This is a genomic window from Vibrio sp. R10-SG-ISO4, assembly GCF_059834135.1.
Genome location: NZ_JCBDHJ010000017.1, coordinates 122,936 through 149,046, shown reverse-complemented (window position 1 = coordinate 149,046; position 26,111 = coordinate 122,936). Strand labels below are relative to the sequence as shown.

Here is a 26,111-nt window from a genome sequence, read left to right as displayed (position 1 = left end):
TCACTCAAATCCATCGAAACTAAGAAGCACGTAAACCTCACCCCACACCAGATTTGACGGGCGTTGCGCGATTATTTTCACCCTTCGGCTAAAAATACGACCAATTGGTCAAGTTTTTGCTATGCAGATAAATAAGAATCAGTTTCAGCTTAGGTTCTTACTACTCAAACCAAAAATGAAAACGGAGAATTTCATGAAAATGAATCAGTGGATGACAGCGGTGGCCTTATCCGTGACCTCGTTGCTCTCAGCTTCAACGCTTGCAGAAGATGAAGTCAAAGTCGGCTTCGTCTATGTGGGTCCCGTCGGCGATCATGGCTGGAGCTATGAGCACGACCAAGGCCGCATTGAGATGGAAAAACATTTCGCTGGAAAGGTGAAAACCACCTTTGTCGAAAACGTACCCGAAGGGGCTGACGCTGAGCGCGTGATCACTCAGTTGGCGAAATCAGGTAACGATGTCATCTTTACCACCTCGTTTGGCTTTATGAACCCAACACTGAAAGTCGCCAAACGTTTCCCAAACATCACCTTTGAACACGCCACGGGCTACAAAATGGCGAAAAACCTTGGCACCTACACTCTTCGTACCTATGAGGGCCGTTATGTGTCTGGTGTTGCTGCGGGCATGGCGACAAAGAGTAATACCCTTGGCTACATCGCATCATTCCCTATTCCGGAAGTGATCCGCGACATTAACTCGGTCTATCTTGGTGCGAAAAGTGTCAACCCCGATGTGAAACTGAAAATTGTTTGGGTCAACACTTGGTACGATCCAGGCAAAGAGTCTGACGCCGCGAACGCGCTCATCGACCAAGGCGTAGACATCATTATTCAACACACCGACAGCCCAGCGCCTCTGATTGCCGCGGAAAAACGCGGTGTGATGGGGATTGGACAAGCTTCCGACATGAGCCACTTCGCGCCGAAAGCCCACATGTTCTCGGTACGAGATAACTGGGCACCGCATTACATCAAAACGGTACAGGGAACGATGGATGGCACTTGGGCACCACAAGACTATTGGGGTGGTCTAAAAGATGAGTTGCTGCAAATTGTCTCGATAAATCCAGACCTGCCAGCTGAGATCAAAGACGCCATCGCCGAAACCGAGGCGAAGATCAAATCTGGCGAGTTCCATCCATTTACCGGCCCGATGAAAGATAACCAAGGCAACGAAGTCATTGCAGCGGGATACACACTCAATGACAAAGAGCTTGCGGGCGTGAACTGGTACGTCGAAGGTATCGACGCAAAAATTCCTAACTAAACCTACCTAGGCTCGCATCTCGCTCACGGGTGCGAGCCTTTTTTTACCTAAATAGTTGACCAGTTGGACAAGACAATAAGAACAGAGGAAGTTATGTTGGAGCTCATGATCAATCGTGAGGTTGTTAAGATTGCGTCCCTCGACGCTGACACCATGTTGCTTAACTACCTACGCGAACACAAACAACTGACCGGCTCAAAAGAGGGCTGTGCCAGCGGTGATTGCGGCGCATGCACTGTTGTAATGGTGGAATCAGACCCAAACGGCGAACTGAGCTACAAACAAATCAATGCTTGTATCACCCCCGTTCACGCGCTGCATGGTAAGCAAATCATTACCGTCGAACACCTCAAACAAGCGCAAGCCTTGCATCCGGTGCAACAAGCGGTGGTCGACAAAAATGGCACCCAGTGCGGTTTTTGCACGCCTGGGATTGTGATGTCCCTTTACGCACTATCAAAGCAAAAACAGACCGTGTCACACCCGAGTGACTACCTCGCAGGAAATTTGTGTCGCTGTACTGGCTACGGCCCGTTGATCGAGGTCGCCAACACCATCGCAAGCCAGTCAATCGACGATCCGCTGGAGCAAGACACCAGCGCAGTGAAAACCTGGATGGCCAGTGTCGATAACGCCGCTTGCCACCACTACGCTAGACCCAAAACGCGCCTTGAACTGGCGCAAGCCAAATCCCAAATGCCGAGCGCTAAACTGATTGCTGGTGGCACAGACCTCTCATTGGAAGTCACCCAACAAGGTCGCTCACTACCTGAACTGATCGACATCTCTAATGTCGATGATCTTCTCACCATCACCGAGACCACCTCTGGTTGGCGTATCGGTGCTGCGGTGCCGATGGACCGTGTACACGCCTTTGTACGCGAGCATTTCCCCAGTGCCGATGAGGTGATTGAAAGACTGGGCAGTTTAACCATTCGCCACCGCGCAACGCTTGGCGGTAGCTTAGGCCACGCCTCACCCATTGGCGATATTGCTCCTCTGTTGATGAGCCTCAACGGACGTATCGAAGTGGATGATGGCCTGACGAAAACGCTGTTCGCCCCCGAAGACTACATCACGGGCTACCGTGAAACCTTATTGCGCGACCATCAATGGATCAGTGCGATTCACCTACCCAGACTCGCGCCCAATCAACATCACGCGATATACAAGATAAGCAAACGCTATGAAGACGACATCGCCACGGTCACCCTAGGCATCAATATGACGATAGATAGCGACCAGCGCGTCAAGAATTGCATCCTTTCCGCTGGCGGAGTCGCCGCAAAATCGGTGCGCCTCAACGAACTTGAGAAAGTCTTTGTCGGGCGTCCTATGAGCCTGCCCATCGTCCATGCGGCGCAAGCGAAGGTTCCTGAGGTTATTCAGCCGCTGTCCGATGTCCGTGGCAGCGCGCAATATCGAGTTAAGTTAGTGCAAAACCTGCTAAAACGTTTCTATCTGCAAACACAGCACATTGATGTGAGGTTGGTGCACCATGCGTAAATTAACCGTACTTGAACAGGCTCAAAACAGACAGCCATCCAAGATTGTTGGCCGCTCCGTCAAGCATGAAAGCGCCGACCGACAAGTCAGCGGCGAGGCCCGTTTCGTCGACGACTACCCCACGCCAACGGGTTGCTTGCATGCGGCGGTGATCACCAGTAGCGTCAGCAAAGGCCGAATCACACGTTTGGACGTTGAGCGCGTTCGCGCGGCAGATGGTATCGTCGCTGTGCTGAGTGAGTGCGACCTCCCTGCGCATAAAGACATCGGTGCGATTTTTCCCGGCGATCCACTGCTGACGATCGACCAACACATTCATTTCCACGGCCAGCCCATCGCATTAGTGCTGGCACGTAGCCACCAGCAAGCATGGCGCGCCGCTTCACTCGCTGAGGTGGAGTATGAGGTCGATGACCGAGTGATACTCCACCATCAAGACGCAGTTGGCCAAGCGCCACTTCTGCCACCGCACCAAATGGGCTCAAGCAAAGCGCGCGACTGGCAGCAAGGCGCGGATGTGGTGATTAATGGCGAACTGCATGTGGGCGGCCAAGAGCATTTTTACCTTGAAGGTCAAGTCAGCTTGGCGCACCTAACTGAAGAAGGTGGCATTTTTGTTCAATGTTCCACTCAACACCCCTCTGAAGTGCAAAAGCTCATTGCCGAAGTGCTCGGTCTCGATTTCAACCGCGTCACCGTTGATATGCGCCGCATGGGCGGTGGATTTGGCGGTAAGGAGAGCCAAGCGGCGCAATGGGCATGCTTAGCCTCATTGGGTGCGTACTACACTCGACAAGCGGTCAAGCTGCGCTTGCCGCGCGCGCTCGATATGACAGCAACAGGCAAGCGCCACCCTTTCTATCAAAGCTATCAACTGAGTGCCGACAGCAACGGTATCATTCAAGGCGCAAATATTGCCATTCATGGCCTATGCGGCCACTCACCGGATCTCTCTGATGCGATTGTCGACCGTGCGATGTTTCATGCAGACAACGCCTATTCACTCGGTGAAGCGACCATCGTGGGTCATCGCTTAAAAACCGACACTGTGTCTCATACCGCGTTTCGTGGTTTCGGTGGCCCGCAAGGGATGATCGTCATGGAAAAAGCGATGCAAGAGTTAGCGATTGCCACCGGCCAAGACCCGCTAGATGTGCGTCTTAACAATCTTTATAACGAGAATAAGCACACCACGCCTTACGGCATGGACGTGTCTCAACACCAAGAGATGCGAGAACTGATCACATCGCTCGAAGATCGCTGTGATTATCGTCAGCGCCGAGAAGCGATTGCTCAGTGGAACCTCGCTCATCCATATTTGAAAAAAGGCTTGGCGCTTACCCCGGTGAAGTTTGGAATTTCATTTACTGCCAAGCACCTCAATCAAGCTGGCGCCTTGATTCATGTCTACACCGACGGTTCGGTACAGGTCTCACACGGCGGCACCGAGATGGGCCAAGGTTTACACACCAAAGTAGGCCTAATCGTCGCGCAAACGCTGGGCGTCTCACTTGACGCCATACTGGTCACCTCAACACGCACCGACAAAGTGCCTAATACCTCACCGACCGCCGCCTCTTCGGGCGCCGATCTCAACGGCATGGCGGCGCACAACGCGGCGGCAGAGATCAAACAAAGGCTGATTGAGTTTGCTAAAAGCCATTATCAAGTCGCAGAGATCGATATCGAAGGCGGTCAATTGATCGGTACCACAACGCCAGTCAGTTGGGCGGAACTGGTACAAGCGGCGTATATGAACCGCGTTTCCCTCTCCGCGACCGGCTTCTATCAAACGCCGAAAATCGGCTATGACAGAGCCAGCGCGAGCGGTCGACCATTTTACTACTTCGCTCTTGGCGCCTCGTGTTCTGAAGTGATGATCGACACGCTAACTGGTGAAATGACCGTCGAGCGCGTCGACATCCTCCACGATGTTGGCAACAGCTTAAATCCGGCCATAGATAAAGGCCAAATTGAGGGTGCCTTTATCCAAGGCTTAGGCTGGTTAACTTGTGAAGAGTTGGTCTGGGCACACGATGGGCGTTTACTCAGTAACAGCCCAATGAACTACAAAATCCCCACCATTGGTGATTACCCCAAACAGTTGCACATCGATTTGTTCGACAAACCCAACCCAGAAACCAGCATCTATCGCTCTAAAGCGGTGGGTGAACCGCCATTTATGCACGGCATCAGCGCTTGGTGCGCCATTTTTGATGCGATCTCGTCCATTAGCGAACACCAACACGCTGCCTTGCTGCATGCGCCTGCGACCGGCGAGGCGATTCTCTCTGCATGCGAAGACCAACTGACCTGGCTCGAGCAACGAGCGAAGGAGCACAGCCATGACTAATTCGCCATTTCTCCATTCCCGCTCACTCTCATGGCTCAGTGCCTGTCAGCAGCTGGAGACACAAGGTGTGGCTTACTGCATCGCCACCGTGATTGCCAGTGTCGGCTCGGTACCTCGCAATCAAGGCGCTAAGATGGTGATCACCGAGAGCGCTCAGTTTGACACACTTGGTGGTGGAAACTTGGAATACCAAGTGATTGAAAAAGCGCGTCAAGGGCTGGCAACATCCCAATCGACTCTTACCATCGAACGCTTTTCTCTCGCCGCCGATCTTGGACAGTGTTGCGGCGGCGGTGTGCAAGTAATGTTGGAGTATTTCCTCACCCAAACACCACACGTCGTCGTGTTTGGGGCCGGGCATGTCGGCCAAGCGCTGTGTCGGATCTTAACTGAGCTGCCCTGCCAGTTGCATGTTGCCGATACCCGCAGCGAGTGGTTAGCTCCGCTCAAAGATGCCCACATTCATACCCATCTAATCGAGGATGTCACGCAAACCCTTACATCGCTACCTAGCCATGCTTACATCGTGGTGATGACGCAAGATCACGCCCTCGATTTCGACATTACTCGCCAAGCCTTGGATGCCAACAGGTTTGCTTTCGTTGGTTTAATCGGTTCAGAGGGGAAAAAGCAGCGCTTTAGCTATCGCCTGAAAGAGCAACTGGCCGACCCGGCCACGCTTGAGCACCTCACCTGCCCGATTGGGCATCCTGATGTCAAAGGCAAACTGCCGATGCAAGTGGCTATTTCGGTCGCAGCGCAGCTCAATGCTTACTTTGCCAGCCACACATCCTCGCCGATAGAAACGAGCCCAGAATCGCTCTGGCGCGAGGCCAACGACGCTCGTCAACTCGTAACCTCCCAACTCAAAAGGAATGCGCATGACCACAGCTAAAACCACAAGTGATACCTCACGTAAACGCCCGATTGCACAGCTCGATGGCTTCGCGCTCAGTCAGATTTGCGCCAGTTTGCGCTGGCAAGCCTTGGTGATGGAATCGGCACCCTTTCAAGACGGTGAAGCACTGCGCCATAGCGCAAGCCGTGCCTTCCAGCAGCTTGAAGAGAAAGATTGGCTTGAGGCCTTTGCCGGGCATCCAATGATCGGCGATCTCGCCAGTCTAGAAAAGAAATACGCGCAAGGCCGAGCACTCAGTGAAAAAGAGCAGAGCCACGTGGCCAGCGCCGATAGAGAGACCCTAGAGCGATTGCTCACGCTCAATCAGCGCTACCGAGAGAAATTCGGCTTCATCTTCATCGTCTGCGCGACCAACAAAAGTGCCAAAGAGATGCTTGCACTGCTTGAATCCCGGATTGCTCGAAGCCGAGAAGTGGAACTGCGCGAAGCCGCGCAAGAACAGATCAAAATCAGTCAAATTAGAATGGAAGCTTATTTATGAACACGCTCAGTTGCCATATCCTCGACACCGCCAGTGGTCACCCCGCAGCAAACATTGAAGTGGCACTCTATCCACTTGGCGCACAGGATCCCATCGCCCGCATGCACACCGACGATGATGGCCGCGCCCGTTTTGAAAACACCACATTAGCAGCAGGCAGTTATACCCTGCGATTTTTAGTCGCCCCCTACTGCCAACGCGTATTTTCCAACGCCTTTTTCCCCTACGTGGACGTGCACTTTAGCGTTTCAGACACGCGTCATATCCACATTCCTCTGCTGCTATCTCCTTACGCTTACTCCAGTTATCGAGGCAGTTAATCATGGCTAGACAGATTCACCGTGGCGCCTTGTTGCACTTTCCAACAGCGACATCTGAGCCCCAAAAGCACTATGAGTATTGGCGCGATGGCGTACTGGTCATCGAAGAGGGAAAAATCGTTCATGTGGGTGATGCCAACGCCTTCTTCGCCCACTCTACCAACCAAGATCTTCTCACACAGGGACGAGTCAAGGTTCACTCCGGTTTATTGATTCCTGGCCTGATTGACTCTCATGTTCATTTTCCGCAGATTGAGATCATCGCCAGTTATGGAAAACAGCTGTTAGATTGGCTCAACACCTACACCTTTCCCACTGAGCTTCGTTTTAACGATGCCCATTACGCCAAGCAGCAAGCCGACTTTTTTCTGCAACAGTTGTTTGCCCACGGCACCACCACAGCCAGTGTCTATGCCACAGTGCATCCGCAGTCGGTCAACGCTTTTTTCAGCGCCGCGCAAGACTACGATGCGCGCATGGTCTGTGGCAAGGTGATGATGGACCGATTCTGTCCAGAAGCACTGCAAGACACGCCTGAGAGCAGCTATCGTGATAGCAAAGCCTTGATTGAGCGCTGGCACAAAAATGGCCGTGCTCTTTATGCCATCACGCCGCGTTTTGCGCCGACCAGCACACCGGAGCAGTTAGCGAAGGCGGGACAACTGGCCAATGAGCATCCAGATACCTTCATTCAAACTCATTTAAGCGAAAACATTAACGAAGTCGCTTGGGTTCAATCACTTTACCCAGACGACAGCGATTACCTTAGCGTCTATGAGCGCAACCATTTGGTTCGCGATCGAGCCCTATTTGGTCACGCGATTCATCTTAGCGATCAGGAACAACATGCGCTGGCGAGCAGTGGCGCGTCAATCTCATTTTGTCCATCATCGAATCTGTTTTTGGGCAGCGGTTTGTTTCCCTATCAGCAAGCAAAAGAGGCAGGTATTCCTATTTCGATTGCCAGTGATGTCGGCGGCGGAACCAGTTTGAGCTTGCTTAAAAACCAAAGTGACGCCTACAAAATCTGTCAATTACAAGGCATCAGTCTCGATGCGTTTGAGTCCTTATATTTGTGTACCCAGGGCGCCGCCGTCGCGATGGGGCTGGATCACTGTATTGGCAACTTTAACGTCGGCACGGAAGCCGATTTTGTTGAGTTAGATCTCAACGCGTTTCCCATGCTCAAGCAGCGTACAGCGCGCTGTCAGGATTTGAATGAGCAACTCTTCGCCCTTGTCACCCTAGGCGATGAGCGTGTCATCGAACGCACTTATGTTCACGGAAATTTAGTTTATCAAAAGGATGTATCAGTATGTGGCCACAACTCTACGAATGGTTTGCGCTCTTTATCAAATGGTTTCATGTAATCTGTGGGGTGGCCTGGATTGGCGCCAGTTTCTATTTCACTTGGCTTGACAATAGCCTAGAAAATCCACCGCAATGGAAGAAAGATAAAGGTATCAAAGGCGACTTATGGGCCGTGCATGGTGGCGGTTTTTACGAAGTAGCAAAATACCAGGTTGGACCTCAAAGCATGCCGACCAACTTGCACTGGTTTAAATGGGAAGCCTACACGACATGGATCACTGGCACCGCGTTAATGATTTGGATGTACTATTTTAACGCTGCCGCCTACCTCATTGATCCCAGAGTCATGAGTTTAACTAGCCTCCAAGCCGTGAGTTTGGGCTTGGGTGGCATTGCACTCGGCGTTGTTGTCTATGAAGCATTGATGCGCTCCCCCCTCTCGCGTCACGCTGGGCTATTTTGCGGCGCACTTATCGCGCTTGGTGCGCTATTCTTCTATGGCTTTACCCACATCTTTAGTGGTCGGGGTGCCTTTATCCATATGGGTGCATTGATGGGTACCATCATGGTCAACAACGTGTTCCATAAAATCATTCCCGGCCAGCGTAAAATGGTGGCGCAAGTAGCGGCGGGTGAAGCGGTCGATCCGGCTCCCGGACTGGAGGGTAAACGCCGCTCTATCCATAATAACTACTTCACCCTTCCCGTGATTTTTCTCATGATCAGTAATCACTACCCGATGATCTACCAACACTCGCTGAGTTGGTTAGTGGGGATGCTGATTTTGGTGATCAGCGCGTATTTACGCCATTACTTTAACCTCAAGCATGCGGGTAAATCGAAGCCAAGCGTACTCATTTCAAGCTCGATAGCCATGCTGCTTCTCGCGGTTTTCGTCAGTTGGGGATCCGTTCAAGCGAATAAAGCCTCGCGTGCAACGGCAACCGCAAGCAGTGTGGCCACTCAAACGACCACTTCTCAGGACTCAGCCCTGCATCAACAGAGCGCGTCGGAAGGAGGCACTTCCGGCCTTGCTTATGATATCAATCGTACTCACTATATCGAAATAGCGACGCAGATCATTGAGCAGCGCTGCACCCAATGTCACAGCGCCACACCGACTGACGATGTGTTCACCGTCGCACCTAGTGGCGCAATCTTCGACTCTTGGCAAGATATTGAGCGCTGGAGCCCGCGCATTCTAGCGCGTACGGTCGAGTCGGCCGATATGCCCTTTCTCAACAAAACCAATATGACAGACCAAGAGCGTCAGCAACTTAAAGAGGCCCTTAGTCACAGCCATTAATCTTTCCCCCTCCCGCCAGTTCACACTGGTGGGAGGGGGAAATGTAAGAAAATGTAAAGCTACGAACCAAATCCCACTCAACGGCTCCAATGCTGTGTGTCAATCATTGTTAACAAGGAAAATACGATGAAAACTCTCACCATTGGTACCGCGCTACTCGGCGCTCTGTTAATCACCACCGCTTGTGCAAATGACGGGGATCGCAAGGGCCCGCCGCCAAGTTTTAGCGATATCGATTCAAATAGCGATGGCTACATCACCACTGATGAAGCCAAAGGGCCGTTAGCCCGTGATTTTAGCACTATTGATGCCGATGGCGATGGAAAAGTCACCGAGGCGGAACTCTCACAATTTATGAGTGACCACCGTCCACCGGCTCGCGACTAACGAACTTAACGCCCACTTAAGACGCGCTCTTAGTGGGCGTTTTTTATCGCTATCATCCCTATGATTTCACCTATGGGCACGGTATGCTGAAGGCACTTTCTACCAAGGACGCACAATGAACAAAGTCACACTCTCCGGCCATATCATTATTCCCTTCGAAGATCGTAGTATCGTATTGGCCGAACTGGAGACACACTGTAGACTCACTCGAAATGAGCCGGGCTGCCTGTGCTTTGAGGTCACGCAAAATCCTGACGACATCCATCGATTTGATGTGTATGAAGAGTTTGTCGATCATGAAGCATTTCTGCAGCATCAACGACGAGTACAAGAGTCACAGTGGGGAAAAGTGACTCAGAATGTCGCAAGATATTACGACATCACTGAATCCTAGCTAGAGGGCGTTAAGGCGACTTTGCCTTGAGGTTCATTGAATCAATCATGCCTATCAAGCATTCCAGTGCCACCGCGACATCGTCTTGATTCACTTGTTCTTTAGGATGGTGGCTAATGCCTTTCTCACAGCGAACAAACAACATTGCGATGTCGGTCACGTTCGCCATCACCATGGCATCATGGCCTGCGCCACTCGGCAAACAGCGCGCCGTTTGAGCGGTCACCGACTCAACGACTGAGGCCCATTGCTGCTGCAAGGCGGCATCACACAGGACCGCTTGCGCTTGATATATCTTGTCACTGTCGAAATGTAGGCGACGTTTTTTCGCAATCAAGTTCAACTCGTTGATGACGACCTCACAACACGCCTCCAGCGTCGGCTGATTGAGAGAGCGAATGTCCAGAGTAAACTCGACTGCACCTGGGATCACGTTCACCGCACCCGGTGCGACGGATAGTTTACCCACCGTCGCGACAATCTCTTGCTCTCGGGCAAAACGTTCAATAAAATTCACCATTTCAGCCGCGCCGCACAGCGCATCCTGACGCAAATCTATCGGTACTGTGCCTGCGTGTCCCGCTATGCCCTCTACCTTGCAGGTAAAACGTTTTGCCCCGGCAATACCGGTCACTATACCGACGGGCAATGACTCTGCTTCTAGCACTGGGCCTTGCTCAATATGCACTTCCAAATAGGCAAGCAGATCGTTACGCGCGTCGTTACCTGCGAGACTCGGCGCCAGTCCAAACTGGCGCATGGCGTCTGCCATGGTCATACCATCGGCATCCGCGATATCGAGCCAGTTGGGATCAAACTGCCCTGCAACACTACTCGATCCAATGAGCGTGGTGTTAAAACGCATCCCTTCTTCGTCTGCAAATGCCACCACATCGATGTGGAACGGAAAGCGGCACTCTTTTAGTTGCGACAGTGCTTCAATCGCGAGAATAATACCGAGGTTGCCATCGTATTTACCTGCATTTCTGACCGTGTCACTGTGAGAGCCCAGCACCAATGCTTTCGCCTCAGGGTCGCTGCCTACTTTGCGCCCCCACTGGTTGCCTACACTGTCTTGCCAGGTTTCTAGTCCCGCATCGCACATCCATTTCGCGATCAGATCGTGGGCACTTCGATGCTCTTTGGTCAGGTATCCGCGTGTCAGCGCACCCCGTTCCGCGCTGCACTGAGCGAGTTGGTCGGCTTGAGCCATAATGCGATCAGCACCGATGCTCATCGCTTGGTGCCTCTTATCATCCACTGTATCTACACTCATGGCTGCTCCTTATTGATAATGCGCCATAGCCGCCAGAACTGCCTGACCGGGAATGATGTCCGCTTGGTGTTTGATCAGCACCGCTTCCAGCGCCGCCAAGGTGGTCAATACGCACTCTTGCCTCGCGTTGAACCCCATAGTACCGATGCGCCAGATCTTGCCATGCAGTGGGCCAAACGAGGTACCAATCTCGATACCAAACCGGTGCAGCAGTTCAAGACGCACCGCATCGCCATCGACCTCACCCGCTGCTTTTTTAACGCTCGGTATTGCCACACCGACCACGTTATTCATTTTGTAATTTTGATTGCCAAATAGCTCTAGCCCCATCGCGCGAAGCCCCGATGCCATCGCGTCTCCCGCTTGCTTGTGACGCGCGATGACCTGCTCTGGGCCCTCTTCAAGGAACAGTCTTGCACACTCGCGTGCGGCATAAAGCATGCTGGTGGCTTCAGTATGGTGGTTAAGGCGCTCTGGCCCCCAATAATCCATCACCATGGCTAAATCAAAGTAGTTCGATTGGATTGGTGCTTCTTCACCATCAACGTGGTGAGCGGCACGAATGCCCGCTTCGACGTGTTTACGACTGTTGATTAGCGCAGCGCAGCGCTCGCTCAGCGTAATCGGCGCTGAGCCCGAAGGTCCGCCTAAACATTTCTGCAGCCCTGCTGACACCGCATCGAGATGCCAATCATCGACATACAATTCATTACCGGCAATCGACGCAGTGGCATCACAATAGAACAGCACACCATAGCGCTGACACAGCTCGCCCATCTCAGCCAACGGTTGGTTCATGGTCGTGGAGGTGTCCCCTTGAACAGTGGCGAGCAATGTTGGCTGAAAGGTTTTGATCGCCTGTTCAATTTGCTCTGGCGCGCACACTTCACCCCACTCAATATCGATGGTTTTCACCACAGCGCCAACCCGAGTCGCAATTTCGCACAATAAGTGACCAAAGCGGCCAATGACGGGGATCAGCACTTTGTCGCCCGGTTTTAACACCGACACTAACACCGCCTCAATCCCCGCGCGCGCAGTGCCATCCACCAGCATCGTCTGCGGGTTTTGGGTGTGAAAAACGCCGCGATAGAGTGACTGTACTTGGTTCATGTAACCGGTCATCACAGGGTCATACTGACCAATCAGTGACTGAGCGATGGCCTGATGCACGCGAGGATAAGCGTTGATTGGCCCCGGCCCCATCAAAAGGCGTTGCGGTGGGTTAAGTGTTTCAAATAGCTCATTGGCCTGTGACATTATTGTTCTCCTACAAAACTTTGGCCATCGCTACGCGGATCGCTACTGGCGATGGCTCTTCCTTGTTCATCCAGCACAATGGCGCCAGCATGGCCCATCAGCTCGTTATTATCGTCGACGGTGGTGACGTCGTGACCGAGCGCTACCAATTCAGCGCCGCAGCGTTGGTCAAGTGAGCGCTCTAAGCGTAAGTTGTGTGTGGCATCGCCCCACGTGCGCCCCAACAGCCAGCGTGGCTCTGAGATCGCCTTATCCAAGGGGTAAGATTGATAGTGGTAGCGGCTAAATAGGCACGCTTGCGTTTGGGGCTGACCTTCACCGCCCATTGTGCCGTAGCTCATTCTGCGGCCATCACTGAGCTCAGCATAAGCAGGGTTGAGAGTATGGAAAGGCTTCTTGTTGGGTGCCAATACATTGTGATGTTGCGCATCCAGAGAAAAACTCTTGGAGCGGATATTCCATAGTACTCCGGTCTTTGGCAGCACAACACCGGACCCAAACTCCCAGTAAATGCTTTGAATAAAGCTGACCATGGTGCCGTATTGATCACTGGCCCCCATCCAGATCGTATCGCCGGGTTTGGCTTGGTGAGGCCAAGCTAGGGCGCGGTTAGGATTCACGGCAGCAGTACATTTAGCCACCTTGTCGTCACTGAGCCAATGCTGCAAAGGCTCTCGCAATGACGCCTCATCACACACCTCTCGATCACGAATCAGAAACGCTTGTTTAGTGGCTTCAACGAGGCAGTGAATGTGCTCCACTTCGGTCTGAGCGTTGACCGCTAAACGATCGTAGATAGCCAAAATCAGCAGTGACGCCACCCCTTGGGTCGGTGCACCAAAGTTATACAGTGTGCCTTTGGAGGTCTTGACATGCAGTGGCTGCATCACTTTAGCGCGAAATTGATGAAAGTCTTCAAGACGGATAGGGCTACCCATCGCGGCTAGATCATCGGCCATCGACTGCGCCAAATCTCCGCGATAGAAATCCTCTAGTCCTTTTTCTGCCAGCATCGATAGGGTATTGGCCAGCGCCGAATTGCAGATACGATCGCCGACCTTGAGCGTCTCACCTTGACTCAGATAAATATCGGCAAACCCGTCTAGCGAAGCCAGTCGCTGATAGGTTTTTTCACTGGCATTGACCAAGCTTTGCGTCGCGGTGATCCCCTCGTGCGCGGCATCGATCGCGGGGGTGAGCAATCTATCCAGCGTCATATTGCCATGATCATACTCAAGCGCTGCTTGCCAACCTGCGACCGTGCCCGCCATCGTGATGGCCGAAAGCGCGCCATGATCGGGCAGTTCATCACCCAGAGATCGGTAGGCGTTAACATCCACCTGCGCCGCCGCATCGCCGCTACCATCAATCGCGACTGGGGCTTGGCCTTGTTTCGCAATCAACCAAAATCCATCCCCTCCGATGCTATTCATATGGGGGTATTGGACTGAGATCATCGCAGCGGCGGCAACCATCGCTTCACTGGCCGTGCCACCGGCGTCTAAAATCGCTTGGCCAACTTCGGCGGCTTTATGATGTGGGGCGGTAAACGCGGTTTGATGCTTCATCGGCCACTCCTTGGCTCGTGTCTAGGTTGAGTTGCATGGCAGTCTGGATAAGGGCACGTTCACTGTGCGCACCGCCAATAAACGAGAGTCCGCACGGCATCGCTGCTGCGGCGTTAGGGAGATGCAATTGCGGTAAGCCAGAGAGCCCAGCAAGACTCGTCAGACCCATAAGCTGGCTGCGATAAACGGCCAATTCATTAGCTGGCATGGTCAGTTTCGGCGCTCCGGCGGGCGTGGTAGGCAGTAGCCACCATAACGCATGGTCTTCCATATGCTCCACTAACGCCTGTTTGAATCGCTGTTGCTCATCACAAGCCGCTGTATACTGTGACTCGGTCAAGGTTCTTGCCCACTCGACGCGCGTTGCAATCGCCGGGTCCAAGCTCTCCCCATAGCGCTCTAGCCACTCACCGTGTTGGCGAATGATCTCGAAACCTTGCAGGGTACGAAACAGGTGACTTAACTGATCGAGCGTCCATCCCGCACGCGCAAGATAGTCACCTTGTTGAATCTTTACACCCGATGCTTCGAGGCGCGTTAACTGCTCGGTGTGATCGGCACTCATAAGAGCACGGCACTGCTCATCAAGATAGAAGGACCGTTGGTGAGGTGCTGCACCGTGGTCAGTCGACAAGCTCGTCCATACTCGCTCCATCATCGCCAAATCTCTGGTGAAAATACCGGCAGTGTCAAAGCGAGCCGCCAGTTCAAAGCAATGTTGAAGGCTCAACGCACCATGCGTCGGCCTCAACCCATACAGCCCACAATAACTGGCCGGGACACGTACTGAACCACCGGTATCCGTGCCGATTGAAAAATCGCAATCTCCAGTTGCTACCGCCACCGCACTGCCGCTCGATGAGCCACCTGGAATCGCGTCAGGCGCTTTGGGGTTCACTGGCGTGCCGTAATGGATATTTTGACCGTTTAAGCTGTACGCCAGCTCATCGGTCTGTACTCGCCCAACACACTCTGCACCACTCTCAAGCAAAGTGGTAATGAGCGGCGATGTGTGGCTGGCAACATCATGAGTGGCTAACCACTGTGGATTGCCTGCCCCCGTTCGGTAGCCTTTTACATCAAACAGATCTTTAAAGACAAACCGAGTGCCACTCAGTCGGCCTTTTTTTGTCGGCGCCAAAGAGTGTGGCCCTTGCGCGCAATAAATTCGAGTATCCTTACTCATCATCTTTCCTTAATGGTTGCACCGATTAGCGCGCTTAAAGCGCGGCGGCTTTTACCTCTCCGCTCTGCTTGGCGTAACGGTTAGCCAGCACGGCGCAATAGAAAATCTGGATTGGGTGATACAACATGATCGGTAGTAGCAACATACTGAGCGTTGGATCGGTTCCAAAAATGACTTTCGCCATCGGGATCCCGGCAGCTAATGTCTTTTTGGTACCACAAAACACCGCCGCCACTTCATCAGGAAGATCGAAACCGGCTTTTCTTGCTCCCCACTGAATGGAGTGGACCATCACCAACAAAATCACCACACACAGCGCAATCGCCGTCAACAGCAACCCCGCAGAGAATTCACTCCAGATACCGTTAATAACAGAATCACAAAAGGCGTTGTAAACGATCAAAAGAATCACATACTTATCGACTTTATTGACCACCGCTTTGTGTTTCTCCGTCCAAGCCAGCAGGTAAGGACGAAGGAGCTGGCCTAAAATCATCGGAACCAAAAGTAACTTAGCGATCGACAACACGGAGTCGAGCAGATTGAGTGATACCCCTTCAAAGCCCATAAAGAGCTGAATCAAAGCTGGGGTGATCACCACACCAATAATGCTCGATAGCGACGCGTTAAAGATCGCCCCCGGCACGTTTCCCTTACCGACACTCGTCATCGCAACCGATGACGAGATGGTGCTCGGCAGAACCAAGAGATAACAAAATCCAAACGCTAGAGCCGCTGGCATGGTTGCGATAAAGAGATCGCCAAACACTACCCATAAAATTGGGTATGCCACAAACGTCGCCACCTGGATGTAAATGTGCAGGCGCCAATTGGTCAACCCCGCTTTAATCGCTTGTGGCGATAACCCCAGACCATGAAGAAAGAAGACAATGGCAACCCCCACCGCCGTCAATTGGTCCAAGTGAATCGGCCCGCCGGAGCGTCCAATCTCTGCCGTGATCGTCGCAAGCGCTATCGCGACCACCATGCCGACCAAAAACCACTCTTTCTTAAGTTTTGCTAATAGATTCATTTTGTTTGTTGAGCTCTCAATCAAAGTTAAATAATCATTGTATACAATCATCAATACAAAGATTGTGCCACAATTAAATGGCAGCAGAGCTACACCGAACCACAAATTACTCATCGCTCATTGCACTTAAAGTAAGCATTTATGCTTTATAAAGGTGCAAATCGGGCCGATTTATCACTCGATTGCGTACCTGATTGAGTTTTGAAGGGATCACAACATGGTATACATATTGCTACCATGAATTGTATACAAACAAATAGAGAGTCATCATGTCGAACGACGAAAAGATTTATCAAAAGATGCTCAAAGCCATTGTTGAGCATCAGCTTCCGCCCGGTGAGCGTTTGCCCGAAGACAAGTTATCGGAAGCGTTTGGGGTGAGCCGTACCGGGATACGCAAAGTGCTACAGCGCCTCGCGATTGAACGTTTTGTCGTGATTCAGCCGAATAAAGGCGCACAGGTCAGTCGTCCGAGTCGTCAAGAGGCGGAAGAAGTATTGGATAGCCGCATTACATTAGAACCTCTGCTGCTCGGTGAGATTTCGGACAATTGGGATCTCAAAGTGTCGCAACGTTTTCGCGATATGGTGGCGCAAGAGAAGCAAGCCGAACAAGACGGCGATTTAGCCCGTTCCATTCAATTGACGGCGAAGTTCCATTATGAGCTTGCTCATATGGGCAACAACTCGGTCTTAGCTGAGTTTATCGAGCAGTTATGCTACCGCTCATCCTTGGTTATCGCCGCCTACGGTACCAGAGAGAGCGTGAGTTGTGATTGTGGCGATCATCTTGAGCTGATTGATTTGCTCGACACCCATCAAGTCGACAAGGCGCAGCAGTGGATGCGACACCATTTGATCCATATTAAGCGGTCGATTTCATTAACAGGTAAAAAAGATGCCCACGTTGATTTTACTCAGCTGTTTGCCAACATGGACTCGTAAAGGTGCGCTATGAAAATCCAACTGATTAACCCAAACACCAGCGTTACCATGACAGATAAAATTGCCCAATCGGCTTTGACTGTCGCGCTACCCTCTAGCGACATCCTCGCTCGCTGTCCTGAGCACGGCCCTGAAAGCATTGAATGTGCGTTGGATGAAACCATCGCCTCTGCGGCCTTACTCGATCTTATCGCTGACGGGGAGAAACAAGGCGTCGATGCGCATATCATTGCGTGCTTTGGCGATCCCGCGCTTGATGCTGCGCGCGAAATAGCGCAAGCGCCTGTCATCGGCATCGCCGGCGCGGCTTTTCAAATCGCCAGTTTGGTCTCGCATCGATTTGGTGTGGTCACCACCCTCTCTCGCACCGTCCCCACCGCCCACCATCTTTTGCAGCGCTACGGCTATGCGCATCTCTGTACCGGTGTGCGCGCAACCGACATTGCCGTGCTTGCCTTGGAATCGGTGCATACCTCGCTGTATGAACAGTTGCGCCAAGAGTGCCGTCAAGCGCTTTCGCAAGATGGGGCTGAAGCCATCGTATTGGGCTGTGCGGGCATGTCAGATCTTGCGGCGGAACTGAGTCAAGATCTCCAAGTCCCGGTGATTGATGGCGTCACTGCCGCGGTCAAGCTTGCGGAGTCTTTGTACAGCTTACAACTTAACACGGCCAAGTGCGGTCATTATGGCGCGCCGATAGGTAAAGCCTTTCACGGCCGCTATCAGCACTGGAGTCAATAAAAAACTTAAGGGATACAAATGGATATGGATAATCCAAGAAATTATACAGGCTATGGACGCGATAACGTCCCTGATGCTAAGTGGCCAAATGGGGCAAAGATTGCGCTGCAATTCGTCTTGAACTACGAAGAAGGCGGCGAGAACTGCGTATTGCATGGCGACGCACATTCGGAAACCTTCTTGTCCGAAATCGCTGGCGCGAGCGCTTACCCTGATAGACACATGAGTATGGAATCCTTGTACGAATACGGCTCTCGGGTCGGCGTGTGGCGAATTCTCGATGAGTTCAAAGCGCGAGGTCTTCCTCTCACCGCCTTTGCCGTCGCGACAGCCTTGCAAAGAAACCCAGATGTGGCCAACGCATTACTCGACGATGGCCATGAAATTGCCTGTCACGGCTTGAAATGGATTCACTATCAAGACGCACCGATTGAGAAAGAGCGTGAAGATATGGTGCAAGCGCTCCAAATCATAGAGACGCTCACAGGAAAAAAACCGATCGGCTGGTACACAGGACGTGACTCCCCCAATACGCGCGCTCTCGTGGCCGAGCATGACCACCTCCTCTACGACTCTGACTATTATGGGGATGACCTGCCGTTTTGGACGCAAGTACCCGATGCACAAAAGCCCAGACAAACGCGGCCTCATCTGATTGTGCCGTACACGCTGGATACCAATGACATGCGATTTGCCTCCCCTTATGGATTCAGTCATGGGGAAGAGTTTTATCAATACCTCAAGGACAACTTCGATTGCCTCTACCAAGAAGGGCAAAGCAAACCGAAAATGATGTCAATTGGCCTGCATTGTCGCATCATAGGCAAACCTAGTCGCTTTATGGCACTGAAAAAGTTCCTCGACTACGTGCAATCCCATTCGGGTGTGTGGATCGCCACGCGAGAGCAAATCGCCCGTCACTGGATAGAGCATCATCCGCCAACCTAATTTCTGTTTTGCCGCTGCGGTGCCTTCCTACCCGGCGGTTTTTTCTTTCTCTACCCCCAAAACGGGTCAACTGCACCAAGTCTATGCAACTTAGCGACTTCGTCTCTTGACCATTCTGACATAAGCCATTGTATTTATTCATTTATCGATCCAATTTATGAATGGCACAATGGTTGCTAACTTGATCAATACAATGTCAACAATATTGTATACAAGGAAGTCAACATGTCTCACAAGGAAAACAGTGACCTGATTTATGCACTGGAAGATCGCCCCGCAACGGGTCAAGCGCTCTATGCAGGTCTGCAACACGTACTGGCAAGTTTCGTCGGTATTATTACTCCAACGCTCATCATTGGTGGCGTGCTCGGCCTTGGCCAGCATATTCCCTATCTCATTAGTATGGCGCTGATTGTTTCGGGTGTCGGTACCTTTATTCAGGCCCGTCGCATCGGACCGATTGGCGCTGGCATGATCTGTGTCCAAGGGACCAGCTTTGCGTTTCTTAGCGCCGTACTCGCGGCCGGGTTCATTGCTAAATCTCAAGGGGGTGGCCCAGAAGAGATTCTCGCGATGATCTTCGGTGTCTGTTTTGTCGGTGCGTTTATTGAAATTGCGTTATCTCAGTTCATCGACAAACTGCAACTTATCATTACTCCTGTGGTCACAGGGATCGTCGTCACCACTATCGGCATCTCATTGATTAAAGTCGGCATGACAGATTTAGCCGGTGGCGTCAAAGCGCCCAACTTTGGCGATTGGCACAACTTAGTGCTCGGCGCACTGGTTCTTGTCACTATCATTGCGCTTAACCGTTCAAAAAACCTGATGGTGCGTTTATCGTCCATATTGGTGGGTATGGTGGTCGGTTATCTCGCCGCCGCGTCGATGGGTATGGTCAATTTCGACAATGCCTTTAATCAGCCGCTACTTAGCATCCCTCAACCGTTCAAATACGGCTTCGATTTCGATTGGTATGCCTTTATTCCCGTTGCCGTTATCTACGCAATTACCGCGATAGAATCGACAGGTGACATTACCGCCAATTGCATGATCACCAAACAACCGGTCTCTGGTGAAGGCTATTTGAAGCGCATTAAAGCAGGGATTCTAGGGGATGGGGTCAACTCTATGCTGGCGGCGATTTTCAACACCTTTCCAAATACCACCTTTAGCCAAAACAATAGCGTCATTCACTTAACTGGTATCGCCAGTCGTTACGTGGGTTATTTTGTGGCACTGATTTTGGTGGTGCTAGGCCTCTTCCCCATCATTGGTGGCGTGTTAACCACCATACCGAAACCCGTCATCGGCGGCGCAACGCTGGTCATGTTTGGCACGGTGGCAGCGGCTGGGATTAAAATCATCGCGCGCGAGAAATTGGATCGTCGCAACTTGATGATTTTGGCTGTCTCGTTTGGCTTTGGTCTCGGTGTCATGCTCGTGCCAGACATCTTGGGCCAAATGCCTAAACTGGTGCAAAGCGTGTTCGGCTCTCCCGTCACAACCAGCGGTATTGCGGCGATCATTATGACGTTGGTCCTCCCCACTCAGCCAAAGGCGGAAGCTACGCTCTCTACCGACGCTGAATCGGTCGCTTAACGACACTTTAACTAAAAAACGCCCGCCTCTTTTTCAGAGGCGGGCGTTTTTAGTGGTGTCAATGCTGATTCATCGAGCACTGGTACTTATGCAGTGGTACTTATGCAGTGGAATTCAAGCACTGGAAAGATTAGCCGGTTGCGCTTTTACTCGCGCGATAAAGGCATTCTCTGTCACCGGTTTTGAAATCAAATAGCCTTGAATGTAATCAAAACCCACCTCATTCAAGCGCTCCAACTCTTGCACTGTTTCGACCCCTTCAACAATCGGGGTGATGTGCAGTGCATGACAAAACACCAAAATCCCTTTCAATATACCGATGTCCACTTCACGTAGCCCGTGGCGCACAAAACTTTGGTCAACTTTTAGGGTATCGACCGGCAAACGCTGTAAATAGGTCAATGACGAATAGCCAGTGCCGAAATCATCTATCGAGAAACGAATACCCAACAAACGGCACTTCTTAATCATGTTCGACACGTGATTCAAATCTTCAAGCGCGTGCGTCTCTAGGATCTCGATTTCAAGCAAACCTTGTTTGATGTTTGGGTAACGCGCCAGTTTGTCTTGTAGTATCTCAAACAGGTCGGTTTGACTGAAATATTCGTGGCTGAGGTTGATGCTCAAATTAAGCGCTAAGCCCGCCTCACACCAGGCATCTAGCGTCTCCATCGCGCGCTCAATCACCCAATCATCGATCTGTTTAAAGAGGCCTAAACGATGCACTTCTGGCAAGAACATATTGGGGGTTAAAAAGCCTTTGACCGGATGATTCCAGCGAATAAGGGCTTCAGCGCCGACGATTTTCTTCTGCTTAGAGCTGGCTTTGGGTTGGAAGTAGAGCTCCAACTCATTGCGGTGGATCGCGCCGATTACCTCAGTGATAAACTCATTGTCGGACGCTTTTTGATCCTGAGTATTGTCAAGGCATACCGCTTGGTTCCCGCCTCGCATTTTTGCTTCATAGGATGACAGTTCCGCACGGCGCAAAAGCTGCTCCGGCTCCGTCACCCCTTCTGCTGGGTAGAGTGAGATCCCGACACTGACACTTAGCGGTATCGTATTGCCTAAAATGTTAACCGCTTCTGGCAACTGGCGCTGAATGTCTCGGATGGTTTGGCTAGCGTGCGTCTCGCCATAGACGACCAAATAAAATTCATCGCCCCCCAATCGCAGCGCTTGACCGGACTCGCCCACTAGACGGTTCAATTTATCCAACACGATGTCAATACAGTGATCCCCAGCAGTGTGTCCATAGGTTTCGTTGATGTAGCGGAAATTATCGATATCAAAAAAGCCAACCGCAGTTTGACCGCCGACAAACTCGCTTTTGGACATCACATCCGTCAAATAGGTAAAGAGTTTGACGCGATTCCCCAAGCCGTTGGTCGGATCTTGATAAGCAATCTGCTCGATAATGCGCTCTTGTGTTTTACTTCGGGTGATGTCGATGGATGAACCACAGATGGCGTAGATGTCGCCCTTGTCATTCATCAAGGGGACTTTACGCGTATGCACGATCATCTTCTTGCCGACATCTTCATGCCAATAGGTTTCTTCACTGCTGTAGGGCTTTTTCGAATTGACCACTAACTGATCGACGCTTGAAATACGCGTTGCTACGTTTTCATCAAATAAGTCATAGTCGTCTTTGCCCAGCACCTCGTCTTCGTCCAAAGAGAGGTTTTGGCACATTTTTTTATTCGCAAACAGATATCTACCATGCTCATCCTTGAGGTAGATGTAAGAGTCTAAGCTGTTCAATATCGACTTTAATTTGTCTTCATCTTGCTCTGCGGTGCGCTTTTTCACCCATGCAAGCAGTGCCAAGGTCGTTAAGATGATAAATACCAAGCCAAACAGCGTCATGACTTCGACATAGTAGCGACTTAATATCGGCTCGGGTTTGCCCAATATGTGGCTGCCTGAGGGCAAGTCGCGCTCTTTAATACCAAAACGTTTGAGCTGAGCATAATCAAACAGCGCCTTAGTAGGCGGCTGAACCACCATGTCCTCTTCAATAAAATAGCCACGATGAAAGTATCGGTGAGCAAGCTCTCCCGCCAGTGCCGCATGAGCGCGGTGATCCACCACTAATCCACCCAGTAACCCTTGACCAATACCGTGTTGATAAGGATGGACGATCGGCGCAGTGGTAGCATCAGTGATAAGATGCACCGACTCATCAAAAGAGAGGGCCACGTTGTTCTTGTCTCGATAAGCCGAAATCAGCAGGACCACACTGTTATGTGCATCAATCGACGCCATGTCCTCTATCAATTCACCCCAAGCAAGCGTCGCTAAATCGAGTTTTTTCCAATTAAAATCGGGGTAGTCTGCGATAGTGCGAAACAGTTTCTCAAAGTCGGCACGCCCTGAGGTAGTACCATCCACTAACAGATGAATGTTCTCCACGTGGGGCATCGCCTCTTGGATAAACTGTATATTTTCATCAAATGACACAGCTTCAATCACGCCTGATACCTGCTTGTCTCCTTTGAGAGATAAGGCAAGCTCAACATTGTTGACACCCAAAAACACAATCGGCAGGTCACGAAACAGCCCTTGCCGCTCAGAGAGTACAAATCTTAGCGCATTGTCGTCCACCGTGATCACCATGTCGTATTTCTGGCTGTTGAGAAATTGGTAGGAGATCGCTCTTTTATAATTGGCGACACTGACGACATCATAAACGAGTTTGCTGTACATATAAGAGACATCGAGAAGGACTGAATCTCGGTCTAACACTTCGTTTAAGCCATAAGAGATATCGGCGTAGGTAGGAAAGTTGGGATCGTAGGATTTGATCACAAGAATGCGAGCATGGTCTATATCACTAGCTAAACTTTTCAGTGAGACCACTAAGCACATCAGTACACACCAGCAAGTAAAGCGTCCAAGGCCTAGATTCATCCATTACTCCAGTTTTGCGCGTTATCCTTTATCATCCGTCACTCAGCATTTGATGTTTAGCGTATTTCATTTTTGCAATGAATCTACGCAATTTATGCGATTTCTTCAATAAATGAATAGCCTATAACCTTCATTTTCGCAACGCAAGCGGCGCGAGTCTGCCACATTTCCCCTAAGCTTGAGCCAGGTCATTTTTTCTGTAGAAAATCCAAGTTAGGTTGAAAAATGTAACAACAACCAAACAGGGATGAAACATATGGAGCTCAAAAAAGATCCTCGCTGCTATACAGACGTTTGTATCGACGGTCGTTGGTTTCACCACGATCACTGCACGACTCGAGTCTACATGCTTAAGGGCGGTGCAGAGTGCGAGCTGGAGCTTGCAAAAACCCCCTCTACCGAAGATGAGCTTGTGCACTTAATTACTCAACAACAAAGTTAGTTTGTAGAAGTCGCTCTCACTCTTTGGTTTATCCGTCTATATCAACTTTTCTTTCACATTGATGAGACAAAAGCGACACGGTTTGTTCATAAGTCCTCCTTAGACTAGAGCCACATTCATCAAGGAGGATTTACTTTGTCTTTTCAATCTCATACCGCGCCTTTTGCTCTTCGTACATTGGCGATCACCGGCGTGTTGACCGCCCTTTCCGCTTGCTCATCACCTACAGAACAAAACAGTACGCTTGTTCCTGCGCTGAGTTGTACAGCAACTGTCGCACCTTCGCAAAGTGAGACTTCTATTGCAGGTTTAACGCTTGTGGGTCGATACGCGGCCGATGCGCCGTTTGCCACCTCGGCCGCTGAAATCGTCAAATACGATGCCTGCACTGACCAACTATTTGTTGTTAACGCACAGGCCAAGAAAGTCGATGTACTCACGCTTAGTCACGATCATGCCCCCAGTTTGAAGACGCAACTCGATCTTCAGCAAGCGGCGACACACGCAGGCATTGAGATTGGCGCAGCCAATAGTGTCTCAACGCATCAGGGGTGGATCGCGGTCGCGATTGAAAACAGCATCAAGCAAGAAGCGGGCATCATCGCTCTCTACCGCGGTGATACGTTTGAGCTGCTGACCACCTACCCTGCTGGCGCACTGCCAGATATGGTGAGTTTCTCCAAAGACGGTCGATATATCGCGGCCGCCAACGAGGGAGAACCCAACAGCGATTACAGCGTCGATCCAGAAGGCAGTGTCACCCTCATCGACCTTTCAACGGGTTATCAAAATGCGATTGTCACGCAAATTGGCTTTACCGATTTCAATGAAGGTGGCGTCCGTCACGACGAATTGGGTAGTGATGTTCGACTCTCCGCTCCAGGTGCCAGCGTGGCCCAAGATCTCGAGCCGGAATACCTTGCCTTTGATGACAAAGGTCAGCTATTTGTGGCGCTGCAAGAGAACAACGCCCTCGCGAAAATTGATGTGACGACAGGCCGAGTTGAGGCCATTTATGGACTGGGCGGGAAATCCTGGTCTACCGCCACTCTTGATGCTTCAAACAAAGATAAAAGGCTCGGTCATTTTCAATCCTACCCACAGCTGGTTGGCCTTTATATGCCCGACTCCATTGCCACCTATTCAGTCGATGGCGTCAGCTATATCGTTACCGCGAACGAAGGGGATGGCCGCGAGTATGGTTTCGATAGCACTCAACAGCAATGCGATACCAAGGGCTACCAATGGGATGGCGACGATTACTCTGGCACCGCTGATTATGGTTCAAAAGTCGATTTTTGTATCGCGTATAGCGATGAATTACGAGGCAAAAAACTCAAGGTGAGTGACGATCATCCACTGGCTCTCGCGTTAAAAGATAATCAGCAGCTCGCACGATTAAAGGTGATCGACCCAGGCAAGACGTTACAGAAAGATGAGGTTGTCGAGGCGTTTGGCGCGCGATCGTTTTCTATTTGGAATGAGCAAGGCGAACGCGTTTACGATAGTGGCGATCAATTTGCACAGATTGTCTTCGCCACGCAGCCGGAGCACTTCAACAGCACCAATGACAACAACGACAGTGCAGACGACCGCAGTGATGATAAGGGCGTCGAACCTGAAGCGATCGAAGTGGCTCAGATTAACGACCGTCACTACGCGTTTATTGGCTTAGAACGTCAAGGCGGTATCATGGTGTATGACGTCACGGACCCTAGCGATGCGATGTTCCTTCACTATGTGAACCCGCGTGATTTTAACCAACCTGTCTGCACCAAAGTCGATGAGGGAGAATGTGACAACGAGACCTACAACCCTAAAGCCGGTGATTTAGGCCCTGAGTCGATTCATTATTTCACTCGAGCTGGCGAGCACTTTATCGCGGTCGGCAATGAAGTCAGCGGCACAACCTCGATTTTTCACATTGATTTGTAACTCTGCTCAATTGAGG

At 51.3% G+C, this 26,111-nt stretch carries 22 protein-coding genes; 16 read left to right on the top strand and 6 right to left on the bottom strand.

Annotated elements, in window-relative coordinates; all coding sequences use genetic code 11:
- Window positions 1-193: 193 nt before the first annotated feature.
- The 10 genes from AC6R03_RS11365 (at window position 194) to AC6R03_RS11320 (ending at window position 10,247) form a co-directional block, all read left to right on the top strand.
- On the top strand, window positions 194-1,270 hold the full coding sequence (locus AC6R03_RS11365; protein ID WP_334551951.1) for a BMP family ABC transporter substrate-binding protein: 1,077 nt from the start codon (window positions 194-196) through the stop codon (window positions 1,268-1,270).
- Between the two features lie 93 nt (window positions 1,271-1,363).
- The gene (gene xdhA, locus AC6R03_RS11360) at window positions 1,364-2,776 is read left to right on the top strand and encodes a xanthine dehydrogenase small subunit (protein ID WP_500630805.1); all 1,413 of its coding nucleotides are present in this window, start codon (window positions 1,364-1,366) and stop codon (window positions 2,774-2,776) included.
- Window positions 2,769-5,129: a xanthine dehydrogenase molybdopterin binding subunit gene (xdhB, locus tag AC6R03_RS11355; RefSeq protein ID WP_500630804.1), complete on the top strand. Its 2,361-nt coding sequence runs from the start codon at window positions 2,769-2,771 to the stop codon at window positions 5,127-5,129. Before xdhA ends, xdhB begins: the two co-directional genes overlap by 8 nt.
- A complete protein-coding gene (xdhC, locus tag AC6R03_RS11350; RefSeq protein WP_500630803.1) occupies window positions 5,122-6,024 on the top strand; it encodes a xanthine dehydrogenase accessory protein XdhC in 903 nt (300 codons plus the stop codon). Before xdhB ends, xdhC begins: the two co-directional genes overlap by 8 nt.
- Window positions 6,011-6,529 (top strand): 2-oxo-4-hydroxy-4-carboxy-5-ureidoimidazoline decarboxylase, encoded by a 519-nt coding sequence (locus tag AC6R03_RS11345; RefSeq protein ID WP_500630802.1) that lies wholly within the window; start codon window positions 6,011-6,013, stop codon window positions 6,527-6,529. Before xdhC ends, AC6R03_RS11345 begins: the two co-directional genes overlap by 14 nt.
- Entirely contained in the window at window positions 6,526-6,849 is a 324-nt protein-coding gene (gene uraH / locus AC6R03_RS11340) for a hydroxyisourate hydrolase (RefSeq protein WP_500630801.1), read from the top strand. Before AC6R03_RS11345 ends, uraH begins: the two co-directional genes overlap by 4 nt.
- A gap of 2 nt (window positions 6,850-6,851) precedes the next feature.
- Complete coding sequence (gene guaD / locus AC6R03_RS11335; RefSeq protein ID WP_500630800.1) at window positions 6,852-8,219, top strand: guanine deaminase; 1,368 nt, start codon at window positions 6,852-6,854, stop codon at window positions 8,217-8,219.
- The gene (locus AC6R03_RS11330) at window positions 8,165-9,466 is read left to right on the top strand and encodes a urate hydroxylase PuuD (protein WP_500630799.1); all 1,302 of its coding nucleotides are present in this window, start codon (window positions 8,165-8,167) and stop codon (window positions 9,464-9,466) included. The genes guaD and AC6R03_RS11330 overlap by 55 nt, the downstream gene beginning before the upstream one ends.
- Before the next feature lie 126 nt (window positions 9,467-9,592).
- A complete protein-coding gene (locus AC6R03_RS11325) occupies window positions 9,593-9,853 on the top strand; it encodes an EF-hand domain-containing protein (RefSeq protein ID WP_500630798.1) in 261 nt (86 codons plus the stop codon).
- 115 nt (window positions 9,854-9,968) lie between these two features.
- The gene (locus AC6R03_RS11320; protein ID WP_500630797.1) at window positions 9,969-10,247 is read left to right on the top strand and encodes a putative quinol monooxygenase; all 279 of its coding nucleotides are present in this window, start codon (window positions 9,969-9,971) and stop codon (window positions 10,245-10,247) included.
- 10 nt (window positions 10,248-10,257) lie between these two features.
- Here AC6R03_RS11320 and AC6R03_RS11315 read toward each other — a convergent pair whose 3' ends face one another.
- Genes AC6R03_RS11315 through AC6R03_RS11295 form a run of 5 tightly spaced genes read right to left on the bottom strand, consistent with a single transcriptional unit; the run spans window position 10,258 to window position 16,570 of the window.
- Complete coding sequence (locus tag AC6R03_RS11315) at window positions 10,258-11,523, bottom strand: allantoate amidohydrolase (protein WP_500630796.1); 1,266 nt, start codon at window positions 11,521-11,523, stop codon at window positions 10,258-10,260.
- Window positions 11,524-11,532: 9 nt separating this feature from the next.
- Complete coding sequence (locus tag AC6R03_RS11310; RefSeq protein ID WP_500630795.1) at window positions 11,533-12,783, bottom strand: pyridoxal-phosphate-dependent aminotransferase family protein; 1,251 nt, start codon at window positions 12,781-12,783, stop codon at window positions 11,533-11,535.
- A complete protein-coding gene (locus AC6R03_RS11305; protein WP_500630794.1) occupies window positions 12,783-14,351 on the bottom strand; it encodes a gamma-glutamyltransferase family protein in 1,569 nt (522 codons plus the stop codon). Before AC6R03_RS11305 ends, AC6R03_RS11310 begins: the two co-directional genes overlap by 1 nt.
- Window positions 14,314-15,540, bottom strand: a complete 1,227-nt coding sequence (locus AC6R03_RS11300; RefSeq protein ID WP_500630793.1) for an amidase — start codon at window positions 15,538-15,540, stop codon at window positions 14,314-14,316. Before AC6R03_RS11300 ends, AC6R03_RS11305 begins: the two co-directional genes overlap by 38 nt.
- A 31-nt stretch (window positions 15,541-15,571) precedes the next feature.
- Window positions 15,572-16,570 (bottom strand): bile acid:sodium symporter family protein, encoded by a 999-nt coding sequence (locus tag AC6R03_RS11295; RefSeq protein WP_500630792.1) that lies wholly within the window; start codon window positions 16,568-16,570, stop codon window positions 15,572-15,574.
- Between the two features lie 269 nt (window positions 16,571-16,839).
- Here AC6R03_RS11295 and AC6R03_RS11290 point away from each other — a divergent pair, with 269 nt between their 5' ends.
- The 4 genes from AC6R03_RS11290 (at window position 16,840) to AC6R03_RS11275 (ending at window position 20,805) form a co-directional block, all read left to right on the top strand.
- Window positions 16,840-17,514 carry a GntR family transcriptional regulator gene (locus AC6R03_RS11290; RefSeq protein WP_334551967.1) on the top strand — a complete coding sequence of 225 codons (675 nt, stop codon included), beginning with the start codon at window positions 16,840-16,842 and terminating at the stop codon, window positions 17,512-17,514.
- A 9-nt stretch (window positions 17,515-17,523) separates the two neighbouring features.
- Entirely contained in the window at window positions 17,524-18,255 is a 732-nt protein-coding gene (locus AC6R03_RS11285) for an aspartate/glutamate racemase family protein (protein WP_500630791.1), read from the top strand.
- Window positions 18,256-18,273: 18 nt separating this feature from the next.
- Entirely contained in the window at window positions 18,274-19,203 is a 930-nt protein-coding gene (gene puuE / locus AC6R03_RS11280; protein WP_500630790.1) for an allantoinase PuuE, read from the top strand.
- A 225-nt stretch (window positions 19,204-19,428) separates the two neighbouring features.
- Entirely contained in the window at window positions 19,429-20,805 is a 1,377-nt protein-coding gene (locus tag AC6R03_RS11275) for a nucleobase:cation symporter-2 family protein (protein ID WP_500630789.1), read from the top strand.
- A gap of 114 nt (window positions 20,806-20,919) precedes the next feature.
- Here AC6R03_RS11275 and AC6R03_RS11270 read toward each other — a convergent pair whose 3' ends face one another.
- Window positions 20,920-23,718, bottom strand: a complete 2,799-nt coding sequence (locus AC6R03_RS11270; protein WP_500630788.1) for an EAL domain-containing protein — start codon at window positions 23,716-23,718, stop codon at window positions 20,920-20,922.
- Window positions 23,719-23,974: 256 nt separating this feature from the next.
- Here AC6R03_RS11270 and AC6R03_RS11265 point away from each other — a divergent pair, with 256 nt between their 5' ends.
- Entirely contained in the window at window positions 23,975-24,160 is a 186-nt protein-coding gene (locus tag AC6R03_RS11265) for a hypothetical protein (protein ID WP_500629469.1), read from the top strand.
- Between the two features lie 135 nt (window positions 24,161-24,295).
- Window positions 24,296-26,095, top strand: a complete 1,800-nt coding sequence (locus tag AC6R03_RS11260; protein ID WP_500630787.1) for a choice-of-anchor I family protein — start codon at window positions 24,296-24,298, stop codon at window positions 26,093-26,095.
- Window positions 26,096-26,111: the final 16 nt, after the last annotated feature.